Source organism: Pseudomonas putida (assembly GCF_016406145.1).
In the GTDB taxonomy this organism is placed as follows: domain Bacteria; phylum Pseudomonadota; class Gammaproteobacteria; order Pseudomonadales; family Pseudomonadaceae; genus Aquipseudomonas; species Aquipseudomonas putida_E.
In genome coordinates this window covers 4,619,460-4,638,570 of record NZ_CP066306.1, presented here as the reverse complement: position 1 = coordinate 4,638,570, position 19,111 = coordinate 4,619,460, and the positions used below count along the sequence as shown (strand labels likewise).

Sequence of the window (19,111 nt, the reverse complement as noted above, 5' to 3'; positions counted from 1 at the left end):
CTGGCCCTGCTGGCCATGGTTGGGAGTAGCGGGGTGCAGGCCGCCGAGGCCTTCTCCAGCGAGTCGAAATGGATGACCGGCGACTGGGGCGGTACTCGCACCGAACTGCTGGAAAAAGGCTATGACTTCACCCTCGACTATGTGGGCGAGGTCGCCGGTAACCTCAATGGTGGCTACAACGACGACAAGACCGCACGCTACAGTGACCAGTTCGCCCTCGGCGCGCACCTGGACCTGCAGAAGATCTTTGGCTGGCACGATGCCGAATTCAAGCTGGCAATCACCGAGCGCAGTGGCCGCAACCTCTCCAATGACCGCATCAGCGACCCCCGTGCCGGGCAGTTCAGTTCGGTGCAGGAGGTATGGGGGCGCGGCCAGACTTGGCGTCTTACCCAGATGTGGGTCAAGCAGAAGTACTTTGACGGTGCCCTGGATGTGAAATTCGGCCGTTTCGGCGAGGGCGAGGACTTCAACAGCTTCCCTTGCGACTTCCAGAACCTGGCCTTCTGCGGATCGCAGGTGGGCAACTGGGTCGGCGGCATCTGGTACAACTGGCCGGTCAGCCAGTGGGCGCTGCGGGTCAAGTACAACATCACGCCAGAGTTCTTCGTGCAGGTCGGCGCGTTCGAGCAGAACCCCTCCAACCTGGAAACCGGCAACGGCTTCAAGCTCAGCGGCAGCGGCACCAAGGGTGCGATCCTGCCGGTGGAGGCAGTCTGGTCGCCCAAAGTCAACGGCCTGCCGGGCGAGTACCGCCTGGGCTATTACTACAGCACGGCTGATGCCGAAGACGTCTACGAGGACGTCAATGGCAACCCGCAAGGGATCAGCGGCGCCGGCTTCAAATCACACTCCAGCAAGCACGGCTGGTGGGTGGTTGCGCAGCAGCAAGTCACCGCCCACGGCGGCGACGTCAGCCGCGGTCTCAGCTTGTTCGCCAACTTCACCGTGCACGACAAGGCCACCAACGTGGTCGACAACTACCAGCAGGTGGGGTTGGTCTACAAAGGTGCCTTCGATGCCCGGCCCAAGGATGATATCGGCTTTGGTGTCGCCCGCATTCACGTCAACGATGATGTGAAGAAGCGCGCCGAACAGCTTAACGCCCAGAGCGGCATCAATGACTACGACAACCCGGGCTTCGTGCCTTTGCAGCGCACCGAGTACAACGCCGAGCTCTATTACGGCTTCCATGTGACCAACTGGCTGACCGTGCGCCCGAACCTTCAGTACATCAAGAGCCCGGGTGGCGTGGATGAGGTGGACAACGCGCTGGTCGCAGGGTTGAAGATTCAGTCGTCATTCTGAGCACATTTGTTGTAAATTTACGCCAATCCAAAAACGGCTCCCGGCATCCACTGGCTTGCAGTGGTTGTCGGGGATAGGCCGAGACAGCGCTATCTCAAACAACAAGAGCCTGGAACCATGCCTGAACATCCGCTACATCGCTTCTTTTCCGCACAGAGGCCCAGGCCGACATTCGAGTGGGAGCGTTACCAGCAGCGCGATGTGCTGATCATTGACCACCCCCGTTGCCAGGCGGTGTTCAGCCGCCAGGGCGCACAGTTGCTGCACTTCCAGCCGGCCGGTGAGCGTCCCTGGTTGTGGTGCGCCGAGCAGTGGCCGCAGGTGGGGGCAATCCGTGGCGGCGTGCCGGTGTGCTGGCCGTGGTATGGCCGCCACCCCAGCGAGGACCTGTGGCCTGCCCACGGCTGGGCGCGGCTGCTGGATTGGAAGCTGGTGGACAGCCGGGAGGACGAGGAGGGCGTGAGCCTGAAGTGGCGCCTGGACTTGTGCGACTGGCAGGTCGATCTGCATGCCCGTCTGGGCAGCCGCATGGAGCTGAGCCTGAGTACCGAGCACCAGGACAGCGAACCATGCCAGTTGAGCCATGCACTGCTGGCCTACTGGCGTATCAGTGACGTTTCCGAGATAGCGCTGTCCGGGCTTGAAGATATTGAGGGCTATGACCGTCTGAGCCGGCAAGCCTGCCGCGAGGAGGGTGCATTGAAGCTCAAGGGCGGCTGCCAGAAAGTCTACCCCGGCACGCCGCGCGTGCAGTTGCAGGACCCGGCCTGGCAGCGTGAACTGTGCATCGATACGGGTGACAGTGACGATACCGTGGTGTGGCACCCAGGCAACCGCCCCTTGATGGGTGTGAGCGGGCGCGAGAGCCAGGGCTTCGTTTGCGTCGAGGCGGCCAGCGGCAGTGGCGAAGGCTTGAGCCTGGCGCCGGGGCAGCGCGCTCATTTACGGCTGCAGGCACACCGGCTCAGCTGAGTTCGTCATCCTCGATCGGGTAGCGGCTGGCGTTGAGGCTTTCCTTGATCTTGCGCAGGTGGGGCTGGAAGTCCACACCACGGCGCAGGGTCATCCCCGTGGCCAGCACGTCGAGCACGGTAAGCTGGATGATCCGCGACGTCATCGGCATGTAGATGTCGGTGTCTTCCGGCAGCGGGATGTGCAGGCTCAGGCTGCACGCCTGGGCCAAGGGTGAGCCGGCGGCGGTCAGGCCGAGCACCGAGGCGCCGTTCTCACGGGCCAGGCGCGCCACCTCCACCAGTTCGCGGGTGCGCCCGGTGTAGGAGATGATCACGAACAAATCGCCCGTGTGAGCCACCGAAGCCAGCATGCGCTGCATCAGCACGTCGGCGTGGGCCGAGACGGCGAGGTTGAAACGGAAAAACTTGTGTTGGGCGTCCAGGGCTACCGGGGCAGAAGCGCCAAGGCCGAAGAAGTGGATCTGCCGGGCCTGGATCATCATGTCCACGGCGCGGCTCACCTGCTGCGGGTCAAGCTGCTGGCAGGCGCTGTCGAGCGAGGCGATGGCACTGGCAAAGATTTTCTGGGTGTAGGCTGCAGGATCGTCATCGGCCTCGACGGCGCGGCTCACATAGGCAGCGCCACTGGCCAAACTCTGCGCCAGTTGCAGCTTGAGCTCGGGGTAACCGCTGACACCGAACGAGCGGCAGAAACGGTTCACGGTCGGTTCGCTGACCTTGGCCGCCTGGGCCAGTGCGGCAATGCTGAAACGGGTGGCTTGTTGCGGGTTGAGCAGGATGACTTCGGCGACTTTGCGTTCGGCCTTGTTCAGCTCGTCGAGGCGTCCCTGGATCTGCTCCAGGAGGTTTCGCACGCGGTCCATGGGTGTGTCCTTGGGTCGGGAAGACAGCCGGCTGGCGAAGCAGCAGGCTTTTTGCACGGTCGTCTATCGTACTGTCGGTACGGGTGGCGCACCACTTATCTGTAACGTTTGTGTGTAATGTTGTGGTTTTTACTACATTTTCTCTTGAAAACCGTATGTGAAAGCGGTATTCCTAGGCCAACTTTAGGAAAGAACCAACATCATGGCTGCGATCAGTGTTGAACCTTGCACCTTTGCCCTGTTCGGCGCCTTGGGCGACCTGGCATTGCGCAAGCTGTTTCCTGCGCTCTACCAGCTCGACCGCGCCAATTTGCTGCATGCCGATACTCGCTTGCTGGCGCTGGCCCGCGAGCCTGGCAGCGTGCAGGAGCACCTGAATACCATCGAGGCTCATCTGCGCAAACACGTGGCGGAGGCCGATCTGGAGCCTGCGGCGCTGGGGCGTTTTCTGGCGCGTCTGAGTTACCAGCACCTGGACTTCCTGCAGCCTGAGGGCTACCAGGCCCTGGCCGAGCAGGCACCTGCCGAGCTGCCGTTGATTGCCTATTTCGCCACCGCGGCGGCCGTGTATGGCGCGATATGCGAAAACCTCGACAAGGCGGGCCTCGCTGCGCGCACCCGGGTGGTGCTGGAAAAGCCCATCGGGCACGATCTTGAGTCATCGCGCCGGGTGAACGACGCCGTGGCGCGGTTCTTCCCGGAAAGCCGTGTTTACCGCATCGACCATTACCTGGGCAAGGAGACGGTGCAGAACCTGATCGCCCTGCGCTTCGCCAACAGCCTGTTCGAAACCCAGTGGAACCAGAACTCCATCTCCCACGTGGAAATCACCGTGGCCGAGAAGGTCGGCATCGAAGGCCGCTGGGGCTATTTCGACAAGGCCGGGCAGCTGCGCGACATGATTCAGAATCACCTGCTGCAGCTGTTGTGCCTGATCGCTATGGATCCGCCCAGCGAGCTGTCGGCCGACAGCATCCGCGATGAGAAGGTCAAGGTGCTCAAAGCCCTTGCGCCGATCACCGGCGAGGGCTTGAGTACCCGCGTGGTGCGCGGCCAGTACATTGCCGGCTACAGCGACGGCAAGCCGGTGCCGGGTTACCTGGAAGAAGACAACGCCAACGCCCAGAGCGACACGGAAACTTTCGTCGCCCTGCGTGCCGACATTCGTAACTGGCGCTGGTCGGGCGTACCGTTCTACCTGCGTACCGGTAAGCGCATGCCGCAGAAGCTGTCGCAGATCGTCATCCACTTCAAGGAGACGCCGCACTATATCTTCGCCCCGGAGCAACGTTTGCAGGTCGGCAACAAACTGATCATCCGCCTGCAACCGAGTGAAGGCATTTCTTTGCGGGTGATGACCAAGGAGCAGGGCCTGGACAAAGGCATGCAACTGCGCAGCGGCCCCTTGCAATTGAATTTTTCCGACACCTGGCGCACCGCGCGGATTCCGGATGCCTACGAACGCCTGCTGCTCGAGGTGATGCGCGGCAACCAGAACCTGTTCGTGCGCAAGGATGAAATCGAATATGCCTGGAAGTGGTGCGACCAGTTGATCGCGGGCTGGCAAAGCGCCGGCGATGCGCCCAAGCCGTATGCGGCTGGGTCCTGGGGGCCGATGAGCTCGATCGCACTGATTACACGGGATGGGAGGGCGTGGTATGGGGATATCTGAATTGAATTTGCCGACATCGGTCAAGGCGCATCAGCTGAATGATGCCCGCGTACTTTCGGCAACATTGGCGGCTGATGTGGCCGAGCGCTTGCGCGCAGCCATCGCCGCGAAAGGGCGGGCTTGCCTGGTGTTGTCCGGTGGCCGCAGCCCGGTGCCGTTCCTGGAGAAGCTGGCGACCGAGGCCCTGGACTGGTCCAAGGTCACCGTCAGCCTGGCCGACGAGCGTTGGGTGCCGGTGGAGCACGCCGACAGCAATGCCGGTTTGCTGGCCCGCCATCTGTTCCAGGGGGGCGCTGCCAAGGCTCGTTTTGTCGGGCTGTATCAGCAGGCCGAGAACCTCGACGCGGCGGCCGCCCAAGCCGACCAGGCATTGGCCGATCTGCCGGCCATCGACGTGCTGGTACTGGGCATGGGCGACGATGGTCATACCGCTTCGCTGTTCCCCGGCAGCCCGAATCTGGCCGAAGGCCTGGACCTGAACAGCACGCGCCGCTGCCTGCCGTTGCTGGCGCCGAGCGTGCCGCACCAGCGCCTTTCGCTAACCCGTTCCCTGCTGGCCAGCGCCGCGTTCATCGCGCTGTCCGTGCAGGGCCCGGGCAAACTCGCTACCCTGCGCGCCGCGCTGGCGGGCAACGACCTCAATGAAATGCCGATTCGCGCCTTTCTTCACGACCCCTTGGACATCTACTGGTGCCCATGAGCAAAGGATCCACTGTCATGACCACCCTTGAACGCCCCCAGCCTCTGCTCTCGATGGCCGAGAAAGCCGCCCGGATCGATGCGATCTGTGGGGCGGCGCGCATCCTGCCGGTGATCACCATCGCCCGTGAGGAAGACATCCTGCCGCTGGCCGATGCCCTGGCCGCTGGTGGTATCCGCACCTTGGAAGTAACCCTGCGCTCGCAGTATGGCCTGAAGGCTATCCAGGTGCTGCGTGAGCAGCGTCCGGAACTGTGTGTCGGCGCCGGCACCGTGCTCGATCGCAGCATGTTTGCAGCGGTTGAAGCCGCTGGCGCGCAGTTTGTCGTTACCCCGGGGATCACCCAGGACATCCTCGAGGCTGGGGTGGACAGCGATATCCCATTGCTGCCGGGCATCAGCACGCCTTCGGAAATCATGATGGGTTATGCGCTGGGTTATCGCCGCTTCAAGCTGTTCCCGGCGGAAATCAGTGGCGGCGTGGCAGCGATCAAGGCCTTTGGTGGCCCGTTCGGTGATATTCGATTCTGCCCTACCGGTGGCGTCAACCCGGCCAACGTGCGCAACTACATGGCGCTGCCTAACGTGATGTGCGTGGGTGGGACCTGGATGCTCGACAGCAGCTGGATCAAGAACGGTGACTGGGCGCGGATCGAAGCATGCAGCGCCGAGGCGATGGCTTTGCTGGACTGAAACTGAATTTGTTGTGTGCTTTACGGCTTATGGGGCGCTTGGTCGGCGCCCTTTTTTTTGCCTGCAGATTTTGTGCTGCTTATGCGGCCCCTATCGCCGGCAAGCCGGCTCCCACGAAGTCATGGGCAGCTCAGATCTTTGTAGGGGGCGGCTTGCCGGCGATAGTGGCCGCACAGGCGAAAAAAAGCCCGCATCAGGGATGCGGGCTCTTGGTCATAAACCTCAGCTTACGCAGCCTTGGCCTCTTGCTGGCTCAGGGAGCGGTTCAGTGCACTGAACAGCGCCTTGAAGCTGGCAGTGGTGATGTTCTCGTCGATGCCTACGCCGTGTACCGGGCGGCCACCGGCCACGCGCAGCTCGATGTAGGCAGCGGCCTTGGCATTGGTGCCGGCACCAATGGCGTGCTCGTTGTAGTCCATGATCTCCACGGCAATCGGCAGGCCGGCTACCAGGGCTTCGAGGGCACCATTGCCCTTGCCGCGCCAGTGCAGGGTAGTCTCGCCTTCACCGGCGACTTCTACTTCCACGGCGCTGTGGCCGTTTTCTTCCTGCAGGCGGTGGCTGACCAGCGCATACGGGCTGTTGGCCTGGAGGTATTCCTTGTGCAGCAGGCTGTAGATCTGCTGCGCGGTCATTTCCAGGCCAAGGCGGTCGGTTTCACCCTGTACCACCTGGCTGAATTCGATCTGCATGCGGCGCGGCAGGCTGATGCCGTACTCCTGCTCGAGCAGATAGGTGATGCCGCCTTTGCCTGACTGGCTGTTGACGCGGATAACCGCCTCGTAGCTGCGGCCGATGTCGGCCGGGTCGATCGGCAGGTACGGCACTTCCCACAGCTCACCGTCCTGCTGCTTGGCGAAGCCCTTGCGGATGGCGTCCTGGTGCGAGCCGGAGAATGCGGTGTGGACCAGGTCGCCGACATACGGGTGACGCGGATGCACCGGCAACTGGTTGCATTCTTCGACCACTTTGCGCACGCCGTCGATGTCGGAGAAGTCCAGTTGCGGGTCGATGCCCTGGGTGTAGAGGTTCAGCGCCAAGGTCACCAGGTCGACGTTGCCGGTGCGCTCGCCGTTGCCGAACAGGCAACCTTCGGCACGGTCGGCGCCGGCCATCAGGCCCAGCTCGGTGGCAGCGATGCCGGTGCCACGGTCGTTGTGGCAGTGCAGGCTGATGATCACGCTGTCGCGGCGGCTGATGTTGCGGCAGAACCACTCGATCTGGTCGGCGTAGATGTTCGGCGTGGCAACTTCCACGGTGGCCGGCAGGTTGAGGATGACCTTGTGCTCAGGCGTCGGGTTCCACACTTCGATGACCGCGTCGCAGACTTCCTTGGCGAACTCAAGCTCAGTGGCGCTGAAGGTTTCCGGCGAGTACTGGAACGTCCACTGGGTTTCCGGCTGCTGGGCGGCGTATTTGACGAACAGTTTGGCCGCGTTCACCGCGATGTCTTTCACGCCTTGCTTGTCCTGGTTGAAGACGATGCGGCGGAACGACGGGCTGGTGGCGTTGTACAGGTGGACGATGGCCTTCTTGGCCCCGCGCAGCGATTCGAAGGTGCGCGCGATCAGGTCTTCACGGGCCTGGGTGAGCACCTGAATGGTGGTGTCGTCCGGGATGTGGCCATCTTCGATCAAGGTGCGCACGAAGTCGAAATCGGTCTGGGAGGCGGACGGGAACGAGGCTTCGATTTCCTTCACGCCAACCTGCACCAAAGTCTTCCAGAACCGCAGCTTCTTCTCCGAGTCCATCGGCTCGATCAGCGACTGGTTGCCATCACGCAGGTCCGAGCTGCACCAGATCGGCGCTTCGGTGATGGTCTTCGACGGCCAGGTACGGTCTGGCAGCTCGATGGTCGGGAAGGCGCGGTACTTCTTCGAAGGGTCTTTGAGCATGGTCATGGAAGCAATCCTTTTGTGTGCGGCCGAGATCGGGCCTGCCGAGCGATAACGAGATGAAGAGGCGAGGCGACGCGATCAGCCTGGTAGTCGGGCGCTGACCAGGCAGAGGCTGCGATGTTGTCGGAGCAGGATGAGGGTGCTGAAGGTTTTCATGCCTTCAACCCTAACCAGTGGGGTGAGGGATGGCAAGCGCTCGCGAAAAATTGAGATAAATGCTTAAAAAAAACCAAATTGCGAGATTTTATGGCTGATATTCATTCGAGGCTTTCAGCTTGTTGCGCTGTATTTTTTGATTGCGCAAATCGAGTTAACGGGGGCGAGTGTGTTGGCCTTCATCGCCGGCAAGCCAGCTCCCAGAAGGGCGAGGGAGCCGGCTTGCCGGCGATGAAGGCGCTACGGCATCAGGGCTGGAACGCACCAATGAAGATCGCCGGATCCACCCGCGCATCATTCAGGCTGACATTCCAGTGCATGTGCGGCCCGGTCGCCCGCCCGGTCGAGCCGACCCTGCCCACCACATCGCCGCGACGCAGTTGCTGCCCCACGTTCACATCAATCTTCGACATATGGCAGAACATACTGATGAAGCCCTGCCCATGGTCGACGAACACCGTGCGGCCGTTGAAGAAATAATCGCCCACCAGAATCACCTTGCCATTGGCCGGTGTCTTGATCGGCGTGCCCGCAGGCACCGCGAAATCCAGCCCCGCATGCGGGTTGCGCTCTTCACCGTTGAAGAAGCGCCGTACGCCGAACTTGCTCGACAGCGGGCCGCTGACCGGCTTGTCGAGGACCAGGTTGCTTGGCAGGTTAGGGCTGAAGCTGCGGTAGGCCTTGATCTGCTCTGCCAGTTCACGGTCGATGCGCTTGAGGTCGGCTGGGTCGGGGTTGACCTGGCGCTTGTTTTTCAGGGTGATGTGCTGCTCGGGGTACTTCTTGTTGCCCACGCTGAAGGGCAGGCTGCGCCCGCCCTGGGACAGCACGGCCGGGCCGGGCTTGTGCGTCAGCGGAATGCCGACGATGGCCAGCCAGGTGTCCTGCTCTTTCACCACCAGCACCGGCTTGCCGTCGAAGCGCGCGCTCGGCGCCGTGGCCGCCGGGCCCAGATCGACCACGGCAACGCCGCCCGGGACGGGCTTGTTCAGAGTGCGGGTGATGTAGCTGGCCTGGGCACCGCCGGCCAGCAACAACAGGGATAGGGCAAGCAGAGGGGCGAACAGGCGGGGCATGTGTCAGTCCAGTAGGGAAAGGGTGACCGGAGTCAGGTGGTTGTCCTCGACCCGCACCTGCAATTCGCCTTCATTCAGGCGGGCAGTCAGGCGCTGGCCATTGCGGGTTTGCTCGGCACTGCGTATGGCCTGGCCACGCTCATCGAGAAGGATGCTGTAGCCGCGTGCCAGGGTCGCCAGCGGGCTAACCACCTGCAGCGTCTGCAACTGGGCCTGAAAGCGCTGGCGGCGGTCTTTGAGCACCTCGCGCATGGCCCGCGGCAGCCGCTCGGCGAGGCTGTCCAGGCGTTGGCTGAGCAGTTTCAGCGTACGCCCCGGATGCTGCGCGGCCAGGCGTGTGTCGAGGCGCGCCAGGCGTTCGCGGCGCTGGTTGAGGCTCTGCAGGAAGGCGCGGCGCAGGCGCATGTCCAGGTCGTCCAGGCGCTGGGCCTGCTGGCGCAAGCGCTCGCCGGGGTGGCGCAGGCGCCGGGTCAGCGATTCCAGGCGCAGGCGATCGTGGGCCAGGCGGTTCTGCATGCGTAGCAGCAGGCGCCGCTGCAATCCTTCAAGGCGCTGCTGCAGCCCGCTGCTGTCGGGGGCCAGTAGCTCGGCGGCGGCAGAGGGCGTAGGGGCGCGGACATCGGCGACAAAATCGCTGATCGATACGTCGGTCTCATGGCCCACAGCGCTGACGATCGGCGTGACGCAGGCCGCTATTGCACGCGCTACGGCTTCTTCGTTGAAGCACCACAGGTCTTCCAGCGACCCGCCGCCACGGGCCAGGATCAGGGCATCGAAACCGAGGCTGTCGGCCAGGCGGATGGCGCGCACGATCTGCGCAATGGCTTCGCGGCCCTGTACCGCTGTGGGGACCAGGTTCAGTTCGACCTGCGGGGCGCGGCGGCCGAACACGCTGATGATGTCGCGGATGACCGCGCCGGTGGGCGAACTGATGATACCGATGCGCTGCGGGTGGGCGGGCAGCGGCCTCTTGCGTTCGGCGCTGAACAGGCCCTCGGCGCCGAGCTTTTCCTTCAGCGCCTCGAATGCCAGGCGCAGGGCGCCGTCACCGGCTGGTTCAACGGTGTCGAGAATCAGTTGGTAGTCGCCGCGGCCTTCGAACAGCGAGACCTTGCCGCGCACACGCACTGCCAGGCCATCACGCAGAGCCTGGCGGACACGTGTGGCGTTCTGCCGGAACAGCGCGCAGCGCACCTGAGCGCCACTGTCCTTGAGGGTGAAGTACATGTGGCCGGAGGCCGGGCGGGCGAGGTTGGATATCTCGCCTTCCACCCAGACGCTGCGGAACACGTCTTCCAGCAGCACACGGGCGCGGCCGTTGAGCTGGCTGACGGTGAGGACCTCGCGGTCCAGGCCGAGTCGTTCGAAGGGGTCTCTGATCATGCCGGGCATCATAAATGACTCGATGCCTGGTTGTCTGTTCTGGCCTCATCGCTGGCAAGCCGGCGCTGAGGCCAGAACAGGCTACCCTGTGCCGGTCTATCACCGGAAATCGCACAATGCTCGCCCAGCTTTCCTTGTCTGTCATCGACTGGCTCCCCATCCTGCTCGCCGTCGCCGCAGCCTACATCGTCTTCGGCATCGCCGGCTTCGGCACCGCGCTGGTCGCCGGCCCGGTCCTCATCCATTTCATGCCGCTGTCACGCATCATCCCGCTACTGGTCCTGCTCGATTTCGTCGCTGCCTTCGGCAACCTGCTGCCGTCGCGCCGCGACGTGGTGCGCGGCGAATTGTTGCGCCTGCTCCCGTGCATGGCCGTTGGCTGCACCCTGGGTGTAGTGTTCCTGCTACACCTGAAATCCGACTTGTTGCTTTTGCTGATGGGCCTGTTCGTCACCGCCTACGCAATTTATGGCCTAGCGGTAAAAGTACGGCCAGCCAGGCTTTCTGGTTTCTGGGCAGTACCGATGGGCACGATCGGCGGCTTGTTCGGTGCATTGTTCGGCAGCGGCGGTTTCCTCTATGCCATTTACCTGAGTGCGCGGCTGGAGGCAAAGGAGCAGGTGCGCGCGACCCAGAGCGCGCTGATCAGCTGCAGCACGGTGGTGCGCCTGTCGTTGTTCCTGATCGCCGGCGTCTATGCCGATACCAGCCTGCTGCTGCTCGCCGCCTGCCTGCTGCCGGTGATGTTCATCGGGCTCTGGGTGGGCCGTCGGCTGACCCTCAAACTGTCGCGCGAAGCATTCGTGCGCCTGGTCACCTGGCTGGTACTGGCCAGCGGCCTGGCGCTGATTGGTCGCTACCTGAGCGCGTGAGCGGTAGAATTACCCGATTACCGCAGTTGGCAGGCCTGTTTGATCCATGAACACCCAGAGCATCATCGTCCCTAAACTTTCCACCGTACCTGTGCACGAGGCCCGCGCCCGGGCCATCCTGCGCTGGCTGGTGCGGGAAAAAGTGGTCGAGGAGCAACTGACCACCTGTGGTCGCACCGGCAACCGCATGGGCCATGCCCTGGCCGAAGGTGCGCGCAAAATCGCCCTGCACCCGCAAAAGCTGCCGTTCGGCGTGCCGGTCAACGGCCTGGAAGTGATGCTCAAGCGCTGCATCTATACCCCCACCGAGGGTTTCCTCGAAGAAGCCGGCTGCCCCGAGTGCCGGCGCGAGGTGGGCGAACCCTTGTTCGAAAGCCTGGAAGAGTGGATGCCGGGGGTGAGTGACAACTTCACCTGCCCGTTGTGCGGCTTCGAGGACGACATCAATGGCTTCATTTACCTGCAGTCATGTGCCTTTTCCAACCTGGGGTTCATCTTCAACAACTGGGGCGAGGCCGGGTTTACCCAGGCCTTTCTCGACAGCTTCGCCGACTGGCTGGACCAGCCGGTGGCGGTGGTGCAGGTAAAACTGCCAGAACGCTGACCGAAGGCCCTTATTTTGCATTGAGCGGCGCGCCGTGGATGAGTATAATGGCGCGCTTCCATTTTTCCCGCCCGGGAGCCCCCGCGATGCTGCGTATCAGCCAAGAAGCCCTGACTTTCGACGATATCCTCCTTGTACCTGGCTACTCCGAGGTACTGCCCAATGAAGTCAGTCTCAAGACCCGTTTGACTCGTGGCATCGAGCTGAACATCCCTCTGGTTTCCGCCGCCATGGATACCGTGACCGAAGCGCGCCTGGCCATTGCCATGGCTCAGGAAGGCGGCATCGGCATCATCCACAAGAACATGACCATCGAACAGCAGGCCGGCGAAGTACGCAAGGTCAAGAAGTTCGAGGCTGGCGTGGTCAAGGACCCGATCACCATCGAAGCCGACGCCACCGTGCGCGACCTGTTCGACCTGACCCGCCTGAACAACATCTCGGGTGTTCCGGTACTGGAGAACGGCGACCTGGTCGGTATCGTCACTTCCCGTGACGTACGCTTCGAAACCCGCCTGGATGCCAAGGTGCGCGACGTGATGACGCCCAAAGAGCGCCTGGTCACCGTGCGCGAAGGCGCCGACAAGAACGAAGTCCGCGAGCTGCTGCACAAGCACCGCCTGGAAAAAGTCCTGATCGTCGACGACAAGTTCAGCCTCAAGGGCATGATGACCGTCAAGGACATCGAAAAAGCCAAGGCCTACCCGCTGGCCAGCAAGGACGACCAGGGTCGCCTGCGCGTCGGCGCTGCCGTCGGCACCGGCAAGGACACCGGCGAGCGCGTCGCCGCCCTGGTAGCTGCTGGCGTTGACGTGGTTGTCGTCGACACTGCCCACGGCCACTCCAAAGGTGTGATCGACCGCGTTCGCTGGGTCAAGGAAACCTACCCGCAAGTTCAGGTGATCGGCGGCAACATCGCTACCGGCGCTGCGGCCAAGGCCCTGGCAGAAGCCGGCGCTGACGCCGTGAAGGTCGGTATCGGCCCAGGTTCGATCTGCACCACCCGTATCGTCGCCGGTGTCGGCGTACCGCAAATCAGTGCGATCGCCAACGTTGCCGCCGCACTGGAAGGCACTGGCGTGCCACTGATCGCCGACGGCGGCATCCGTTTCTCGGGTGACCTGTCCAAGGCCATCGTCGCCGGTGCTTCCTGCGTGATGATGGGTTCGATGTTCGCCGGTACCGAAGAAGCCCCGGGTGAAGTCGAGCTGTTCCAGGGCCGTTCCTACAAGGCCTACCGCGGCATGGGCTCGCTGGGTGCCATGGCACAGGCGCAAGGCTCCTCCGACCGTTATTTCCAGGACTCCTCGGCCGGCGCCGAGAAGCTGGTACCGGAAGGTATCGAAGGCCGCGTACCGTACAAGGGCGCCCTGGCCGCGATCATCCACCAGCTGATGGGCGGCCTGCGTTCGTCCATGGGTTACACCGGCAGCGCAACCATCGAAGAGATGCGCACCAAGCCGGAATTCGTGCGCATCACCGGTGCCGGCATGGCCGAGTCCCACGTGCATGACGTGCAGATCACCAAAGAAGCTCCCAACTACCGGGTCGGCTGAAGCCTCCAGCGGTAAGTAGCAAGCTTCAAGCTCCAAGCGGTAGTTGCGTTGCAGCAGCTACCGCGTTTTCCCCGATCAACTTGCAGCTCGCAGCTAGACGCTTGCAGCTGCACCAGAGATTGAGTCATGGCCCTCGACATTCACGCTCACCGCATCCTGATCCTCGATTTCGGTTCCCAGTACACCCAACTGATCGCCCGCCGCGTGCGTGAGATCGGTGTCTACTGCGAACTGCACCCGTTCGACATGGACGATGAAGCGATCCGCGAATTCAACCCGCGCGGCATCATCCTCGCCGGCGGCCCCGAGTCGGTCCACGAAGCCAACAGCCCGCGTGCACCGCAGGCCGTGTTCGACCTGAATGTACCTTTGCTGGGCATCTGCTACGGCATGCAGACCATGGCCGAGCAGTTGGGTGGCAAGGTCGAAGGTTCGGACCTGCGCGAGTTCGGTTATGCCCGCGTTGACGTGGTCGGCAAGAGCCGCCTGCTCGACGGCATCGAAGACCACGTTGATGGCGACGGCGTACTGGGCCTGGACGTGTGGATGAGCCACGGCGACAAGGTCACCCAGATGCCGGGCAACTTCAACATCCTGGCCAGCACCCCGAGCTGCCCGATCGCCGGCATGTTCGACGACGCGCGCGGCTACTACGGCGTGCAGTTCCACCCGGAAGTGACCCACACCAAGCAAGGCGGTCGCATCCTGTCCCGCTTCGTGCAGGATATCTGTGGCTGTGAAGCCCTGTGGACGCCTTCGAACATCGTCGAAGACGCCATCGCCCAGGTGCGTCAGCAAGTCGGCTCGGCCAACGTCCTGCTGGGCCTGTCTGGCGGTGTCGACTCCTCCGTGGTAGCCGCGCTGCTGCACCGCGCCATCGGCGACCAGCTGACTTGCGTCTTTGTCGACAACGGCCTGCTGCGCCTGCACGAAGGCGACCAGGTGATGGCCATGTTCAAGGAGAACATGGGCGTCAAAGTGATCCGCGCCGATGCCGAGAAGCAGTTCCTCGACAACCTGGAAGGCGAAGCCGACCCGGAGAAGAAGCGCAAGATCATCGGCCGTACCTTCATCGACGTGTTCGATGCCGAAGCCAGCAAACTGGACAACATCCAGTTCCTCGCCCAGGGCACCATCTACCCGGACGTGATCGAGTCGGCCGGCGCCAAGAGCGGCAAGGCCCACGTGATCAAGTCGCACCACAACGTGGGTGGTCTGCCGGAGGAAATGAACCTCAAGCTGGTCGAACCGCTGCGTGAGCTGTTCAAGGACGAAGTGCGCAAGATCGGCCTGGAACTCGGCCTGCCGTACGACATGGTCTACCGCCACCCGTTCCCGGGCCCGGGCCTGGGTGTGCGTATCCTCGGTGAAGTGAAGAAGGAGTACGCCGACATCCTGCGTCGCGCCGACCACATCTTCATCGAAGAGCTGCGCAAGGCCGACTGGTACCACAAGACCAGCCAGGCGTTCGTGGTGTTCCAGCCGGTGAAATCGGTTGGCGTCGTGGGCGACGGCCGTCGCTACGCCTGGGTCGTGGCCCTGCGTGCTGTCGAGACCGTGGACTTCATGACCGCGCGCTGGGCGCACCTGCCTTACGACCTGCTGGAAACCGTCAGCGGCCGTATCATCAACGAAATCGACGGTATCTCGCGCGTGACTTACGACGTGTCGAGCAAGCCGCCGGCCACTATCGAGTGGGAGTGAGTTGAGCCACGAGGGCGCCGCAAGGCGCCCTTGTTGTATCTGGGGATGGCGATGAGCTTCCTGCGACAAGACTTCACTTAATCTTTCGCATTTGCAGGTGTATCGTATTCGCCCTTCATCGCCAGCCGTGCTGGCAGCTTGATTGCGCTTAAACGAGGTACCCGCACCGATGTCCTTCACCCGTCGACAAATGCTCAAGGGCCTCACCGGCCTGGTTGTAGTAGGCCTGGGCGCCGGAGGCGCAGCGCGGTACTGGCTGGGCAAGGTAGAGGACGAGAATGCCGGGCACGACTACGAGCTGATCGCGGCGCCACTGGAGGTCGAGCTTGTGCCCGGCTTCAAGACCGAGGCCTGGGCGTTCGGCCCGTCTGCGCCAGGCACCGAGTTGCGGGTTCGCCAAGGCACCTGGTTGCGGGTACGCTTCATCAACCACCTGCCGGTGGAAACCACCATTCACTGGCATGGCATCCGTCTGCCGCTGGAAATGGACGGTGTGCCGTATGTGTCGCAGTTGCCGGTCAAGCCGGGCGAGTATTTCGACTACAAGTTCCGCGTGCCTGACGCCGGTAGCTACTGGTACCACCCGCACGTCAGCAGCTCTGAAGAACTCGGCCGCGGCCTGGTCGGCCCGCTGATCGTCGAGGAGCGTGAGCCCACCGGTTTTTTGCATGAGCGCACGCTGAGCCTGAAGAACTGGCACGTGGACGAGCAGGGTGCCTGGCTGCCGTTCAGCATCCCCCGCGAAGCGGCGCGCAATGGTACCGCCGGCCGGCTGATCACCATAAATGGCCAGGCTGACTCGGTAACCGAATTACCGGCCGGGCAGGTGGTGCGCCTGCGTCTGCTCAACCTGGACAACACCTGGACCTACCGCCTGAACCTCAAGGGCGGCAATCACGAGGCCAGAATCTACGCCCTCGATGGTAACCCGGTCACCCCGCGTGTGCTCGATGACGAGTACTGGCTGGGGCCAGGCATGCGTATCTGCCTGGCGATCCGCATCCCCGAGGCAGGTGAAGAGATTTCCCTGCGCGACGGCTTCGTGCGCTTGGGCACTTTGCGCTCGGTACCCAGCAACGATGCGCCCGGCGACTGGCCGCCTGCCTTGCCGCCAAACCCGGTGGCCGAGCCGGACCTGGAGAATGCCGAGAAGCTGAACTTCAATTTCGAATGGGTGGGCAAGGTTTCGGTCAACACCGAAAATGGCAGGCCGCCGAGCCTTTGGCAGATCAATGGTCAAGCCTGGGACATCACCGACAAGACCTGCGCCGACCGGCCGATCGCCACGCTGCAACAAGGCAAGAGCTACATCTTCGAGTTGAAGAACATGACCCAGTACCAGCACCCGATCCACCTGCATGGCATGAGCTTCAAGGTCATTGCCTCCAACAGGCACAAGATCGTCGAGCCGTGGTTCACCGATACCTACCTGCTGGGCAAGAACGAGCGGGCCCAGGTGGCGCTGGTGGCCGATAATCCAGGCACCTGGATGTTCCACTGCCATGTCATCGACCACATGGAAACCGGCCTGATGGCCGCGATTGCGGTGGTCTGATGCGCCCACAGATCATCGATCGCAGCCGTGATCAGGAATTCATGCGCATGGCCCTGGACCTGGCGGCACAAGGTGCCGCGCTGGGCGAGGTGCCGGTGGGTGCGGTGCTGGTGCAGCACGGCCAGGTGATCGGGCAGGGCTTCAACCGGCCGATCATCGACAGCGACCCCAGTGCCCATGCCGAGATGGTCGCCATCCGCGCGGCGGCAAAGTCTGCGAGCAATTACCGTCTACCGGGCAGCACCCTTTATGTGACCCTGGAGCCTTGCAGCATGTGTGCAGGGCTGATCGTGCATTCGCGGGTGGCCCGGGTGGTGTATGGCGCGCTGGAGCCCAAGGCCGGCATCGTGCAGAGCCAGGGGCAATTTTTCAGCCAGGGCTTCCTGAACCATCGGGTAATGTTCGAAGGAGGGGTGCTGGCCGAGGAATGTGGCGCAATATTGAGCGAATTCTTCAAGGCGCGGCGCGCCAAGTCGTAGGAGCGGCCTTGTGTCGCGAAAGGGCTGCAAGGCAGCCCCGCCTTTCATGCCTCAATATTGAACCCGGGACAGCTGTGCGCCCCTTTCGCAACACAAGGCAGCGCCTACATCGGCGGTGACTGTTCCGCCGGTTTGTCCTTGTTGACCCCCGGCACGTGCAGGTTGCCCTCGGCCACCTGGCCCTCGAGCTGCGGCTGGGTCACCCAGGTGAGGATGTCGTAGTAGCGACGGATGTTCGCCACGAAATGCACCGGCTCGCCACCACGGGCGTAACCGTACTTGGTCTGGCGGTACCACTGTTTCTGCGACAGGCGCGGTAGCATCTTCTTCACGTCCAGCCACTTGTTCGGGTTGAGCTTTTCTCGTTTGGCCAGCGTGCGCGCGTCTTCAAGGTGGCCGCTGCCGACGTTGTAGGCCGCCAGGGCGAACCAGGTACGGTCTGGCTCCTTGATGCTGTCGTCAAGCTGCTGCTTGACCAGCATGAAGTATTTGGCACCACCTTTGATGCTCTGTCTCGGGTCCAGGCGATTGGACACGCCCATTGCCTGGGCGGTGCGCTGGGTCAGCATCATCAGGCCGCGTACGCCGGTCTTGGAAGTGACTTCCGGTTGCCACAAGGATTCCTGATAACCGATCGCGGCCAACAGGCGCCAGTCCACCTGCTCGACCTTGGCGTAGCTCTTGAAGTATTTTTCGTATTTGGGCAGGCGCTGCTGCAAATGCTGCGCAAATGTGTAGGCGCCCACGTAACCGAGCACGTCGACGTGGCCGTAATAGCGGTCTTTCAAACGCTGGAGCGTGCCGTTTTTCTGCGATTTGTCGAGGAATTCGTTGACTTCGTTCAGCAGGCTGTTGTCTTCGCCCGGGGCGACCGCCCAGCGTTGGTTACGGGTTTCGCCAAGGTCGAAAGCCACCCGCACGTTGGGGAAGTACACCTGGTTCATCGCCAGTTCGTTGGAGTCGACCAGCGTCAGGTCGATCTGCCCTTCATCGACCATGCGCAACAGGTCGACCACCTCGACCGCGTCGGACTCTTCGTATTCCAGGCCCGGATACCGCCTTTTCAGTTCGGCCAGCTGGTCGGCGTGGCTGCTGCCTTTGAGCACCATGATTTTCTTGCCGACCAGGCCCTTGGGGTCTGTTGGGCGCGAGCGGCCGTTGCGATAAATGACCTGAGGGGTCACTTCCAGGTAAGGATGGGAGAACCTGGCCTGGGTCTTGCGCCGCTCGCTGTTGACCAGGCCGGCTGCTGCCAGCACCGGACCGGAGGGTTTACCCAGGTCGTCGAACAGTTCGTCGAGGTTGTCGGCGGTCTCGATCTCCAGCTTGACGCCAAGATCGTCGGCGAAACGCTTGACCAGCTCGTACTCGAAGCCGGTTTCACCATTGCGGTCCTGGAAATAGGTGGCCGGGCTGTTGCGGGTGATCACGCGCAGCACGCCGTCCTCCTTCACGCGCTCGAGGGTGCTGGGTTTTTCAACGCAGGCACCGAGCAACAGAAAGAGACCGGTTGCGAAAAGCCATTTGGCGCAACGCTGGCGCAAAGCAGTATGGGCGAACATAGCTTGCAGTATACGCAAAGGACGGGGGGCGCCATATCTCGACAACTGCCAGGTTGT

At 62.7% G+C, this 19,111-nt stretch carries 16 protein-coding genes; 11 read left to right on the top strand and 5 right to left on the bottom strand.

The genetic code is table 11. The features are described 5' to 3' along the window. The first annotated feature begins 15 nt into the window (after nt 1-15). Together JET17_RS21385 and JET17_RS21380 are read left to right on the top strand one after the other, a co-directional pair. Nucleotides 16-1,308, top strand: a complete 1,293-nt coding sequence (locus tag JET17_RS21385) for a carbohydrate porin (protein WP_233100454.1) — start codon at nt 16-18, stop codon at nt 1,306-1,308. 117 nt (nt 1,309-1,425) lie between these two features. Continuing rightward, entirely contained in the window at nt 1,426-2,280 is an 855-nt protein-coding gene (locus JET17_RS21380; RefSeq protein WP_012316017.1) for a D-hexose-6-phosphate mutarotase, read from the top strand. On the opposite strand, the gene hexR is transcribed toward JET17_RS21380, so the two are convergent. Beyond that, on the bottom strand, nt 2,273-3,136 hold the full coding sequence (gene hexR, locus JET17_RS21375; protein WP_174141604.1) for a DNA-binding transcriptional regulator HexR: 864 nt from the start codon (nt 3,134-3,136) through the stop codon (nt 2,273-2,275). The genes JET17_RS21380 and hexR overlap by 8 nt on opposite strands. A 211-nt stretch (nt 3,137-3,347) precedes the next feature. Between hexR and zwf the strand changes: the two genes are divergently transcribed. Genes zwf through JET17_RS21360 form a run of 3 tightly spaced genes read left to right on the top strand, consistent with a single transcriptional unit; the run spans nt 3,348 to nt 6,209 of the window. Next, on the top strand, nt 3,348-4,817 hold the full coding sequence (gene zwf, locus JET17_RS21370; RefSeq protein WP_012316015.1) for a glucose-6-phosphate dehydrogenase: 1,470 nt from the start codon (nt 3,348-3,350) through the stop codon (nt 4,815-4,817). Next, nucleotides 4,804-5,517 (top strand): 6-phosphogluconolactonase, encoded by a 714-nt coding sequence (gene pgl / locus JET17_RS21365; protein ID WP_012316014.1) that lies wholly within the window; start codon nt 4,804-4,806, stop codon nt 5,515-5,517. Before zwf ends, pgl begins: the two co-directional genes overlap by 14 nt. Before the next feature lie 17 nt (nt 5,518-5,534). Continuing rightward, the gene (locus JET17_RS21360) at nt 5,535-6,209 is read left to right on the top strand and encodes a bifunctional 4-hydroxy-2-oxoglutarate aldolase/2-dehydro-3-deoxy-phosphogluconate aldolase (protein WP_012316013.1); all 675 of its coding nucleotides are present in this window, start codon (nt 5,535-5,537) and stop codon (nt 6,207-6,209) included. A gap of 227 nt (nt 6,210-6,436) precedes the next feature. On the opposite strand, the gene leuA is transcribed toward JET17_RS21360, so the two are convergent. The 3 genes from leuA to xseA all read right to left on the bottom strand — a co-directional run bounded on the left by leuA (nt 6,437) and on the right by xseA (nt 10,722). Then, complete coding sequence (leuA, locus tag JET17_RS21355; RefSeq protein WP_012316012.1) at nt 6,437-8,110, bottom strand: 2-isopropylmalate synthase; 1,674 nt, start codon at nt 8,108-8,110, stop codon at nt 6,437-6,439. A gap of 401 nt (nt 8,111-8,511) precedes the next feature. Next, entirely contained in the window at nt 8,512-9,339 is an 828-nt protein-coding gene (locus JET17_RS21350) for a peptidoglycan DD-metalloendopeptidase family protein (RefSeq protein ID WP_012316011.1), read from the bottom strand. 3 nt (nt 9,340-9,342) lie between these two features. Further along, nucleotides 9,343-10,722, bottom strand: coding sequence for an exodeoxyribonuclease VII large subunit (xseA, locus tag JET17_RS21345; RefSeq protein WP_042112106.1), 1,380 nt, complete (start codon nt 10,720-10,722; stop codon nt 9,343-9,345). A 116-nt stretch (nt 10,723-10,838) separates the two neighbouring features. On the opposite strand from xseA, the gene JET17_RS21340 reads away from it, so the two are divergent. The 6 genes from JET17_RS21340 (at nt 10,839) to tadA (ending at nt 17,492) form a co-directional block, all read left to right on the top strand. After that, a complete protein-coding gene (locus JET17_RS21340; protein WP_012316009.1) occupies nt 10,839-11,594 on the top strand; it encodes a sulfite exporter TauE/SafE family protein in 756 nt (251 codons plus the stop codon). Between the two features lie 46 nt (nt 11,595-11,640). Next, nucleotides 11,641-12,198, top strand: coding sequence for a hypothetical protein (locus JET17_RS21335; RefSeq protein WP_012316008.1), 558 nt, complete (start codon nt 11,641-11,643; stop codon nt 12,196-12,198). Nucleotides 12,199-12,284: 86 nt separating this feature from the next. Further along, nucleotides 12,285-13,754, top strand: a complete 1,470-nt coding sequence (guaB, locus tag JET17_RS21330) for an IMP dehydrogenase (RefSeq protein ID WP_008094438.1) — start codon at nt 12,285-12,287, stop codon at nt 13,752-13,754. 126 nt (nt 13,755-13,880) lie between these two features. After that, complete coding sequence (gene guaA / locus JET17_RS21325; protein ID WP_012316007.1) at nt 13,881-15,458, top strand: glutamine-hydrolyzing GMP synthase; 1,578 nt, start codon at nt 13,881-13,883, stop codon at nt 15,456-15,458. Nucleotides 15,459-15,627: 169 nt separating this feature from the next. Beyond that, on the top strand, nt 15,628-17,013 hold the full coding sequence (locus tag JET17_RS21320) for a multicopper oxidase family protein (RefSeq protein ID WP_012316006.1): 1,386 nt from the start codon (nt 15,628-15,630) through the stop codon (nt 17,011-17,013). Next, nucleotides 17,013-17,492: a tRNA adenosine(34) deaminase TadA gene (tadA, locus tag JET17_RS21315; RefSeq protein WP_012316005.1), complete on the top strand. Its 480-nt coding sequence runs from the start codon at nt 17,013-17,015 to the stop codon at nt 17,490-17,492. Before JET17_RS21320 ends, tadA begins: the two co-directional genes overlap by 1 nt. 104 nt (nt 17,493-17,596) lie before the next feature. On the opposite strand, the gene mltF is transcribed toward tadA, so the two are convergent. Further along, on the bottom strand, nt 17,597-19,054 hold the full coding sequence (mltF, locus tag JET17_RS21310) for a membrane-bound lytic murein transglycosylase MltF (protein WP_012316004.1): 1,458 nt from the start codon (nt 19,052-19,054) through the stop codon (nt 17,597-17,599). Between the last annotated feature and the right edge of the window lie 57 nt (nt 19,055-19,111).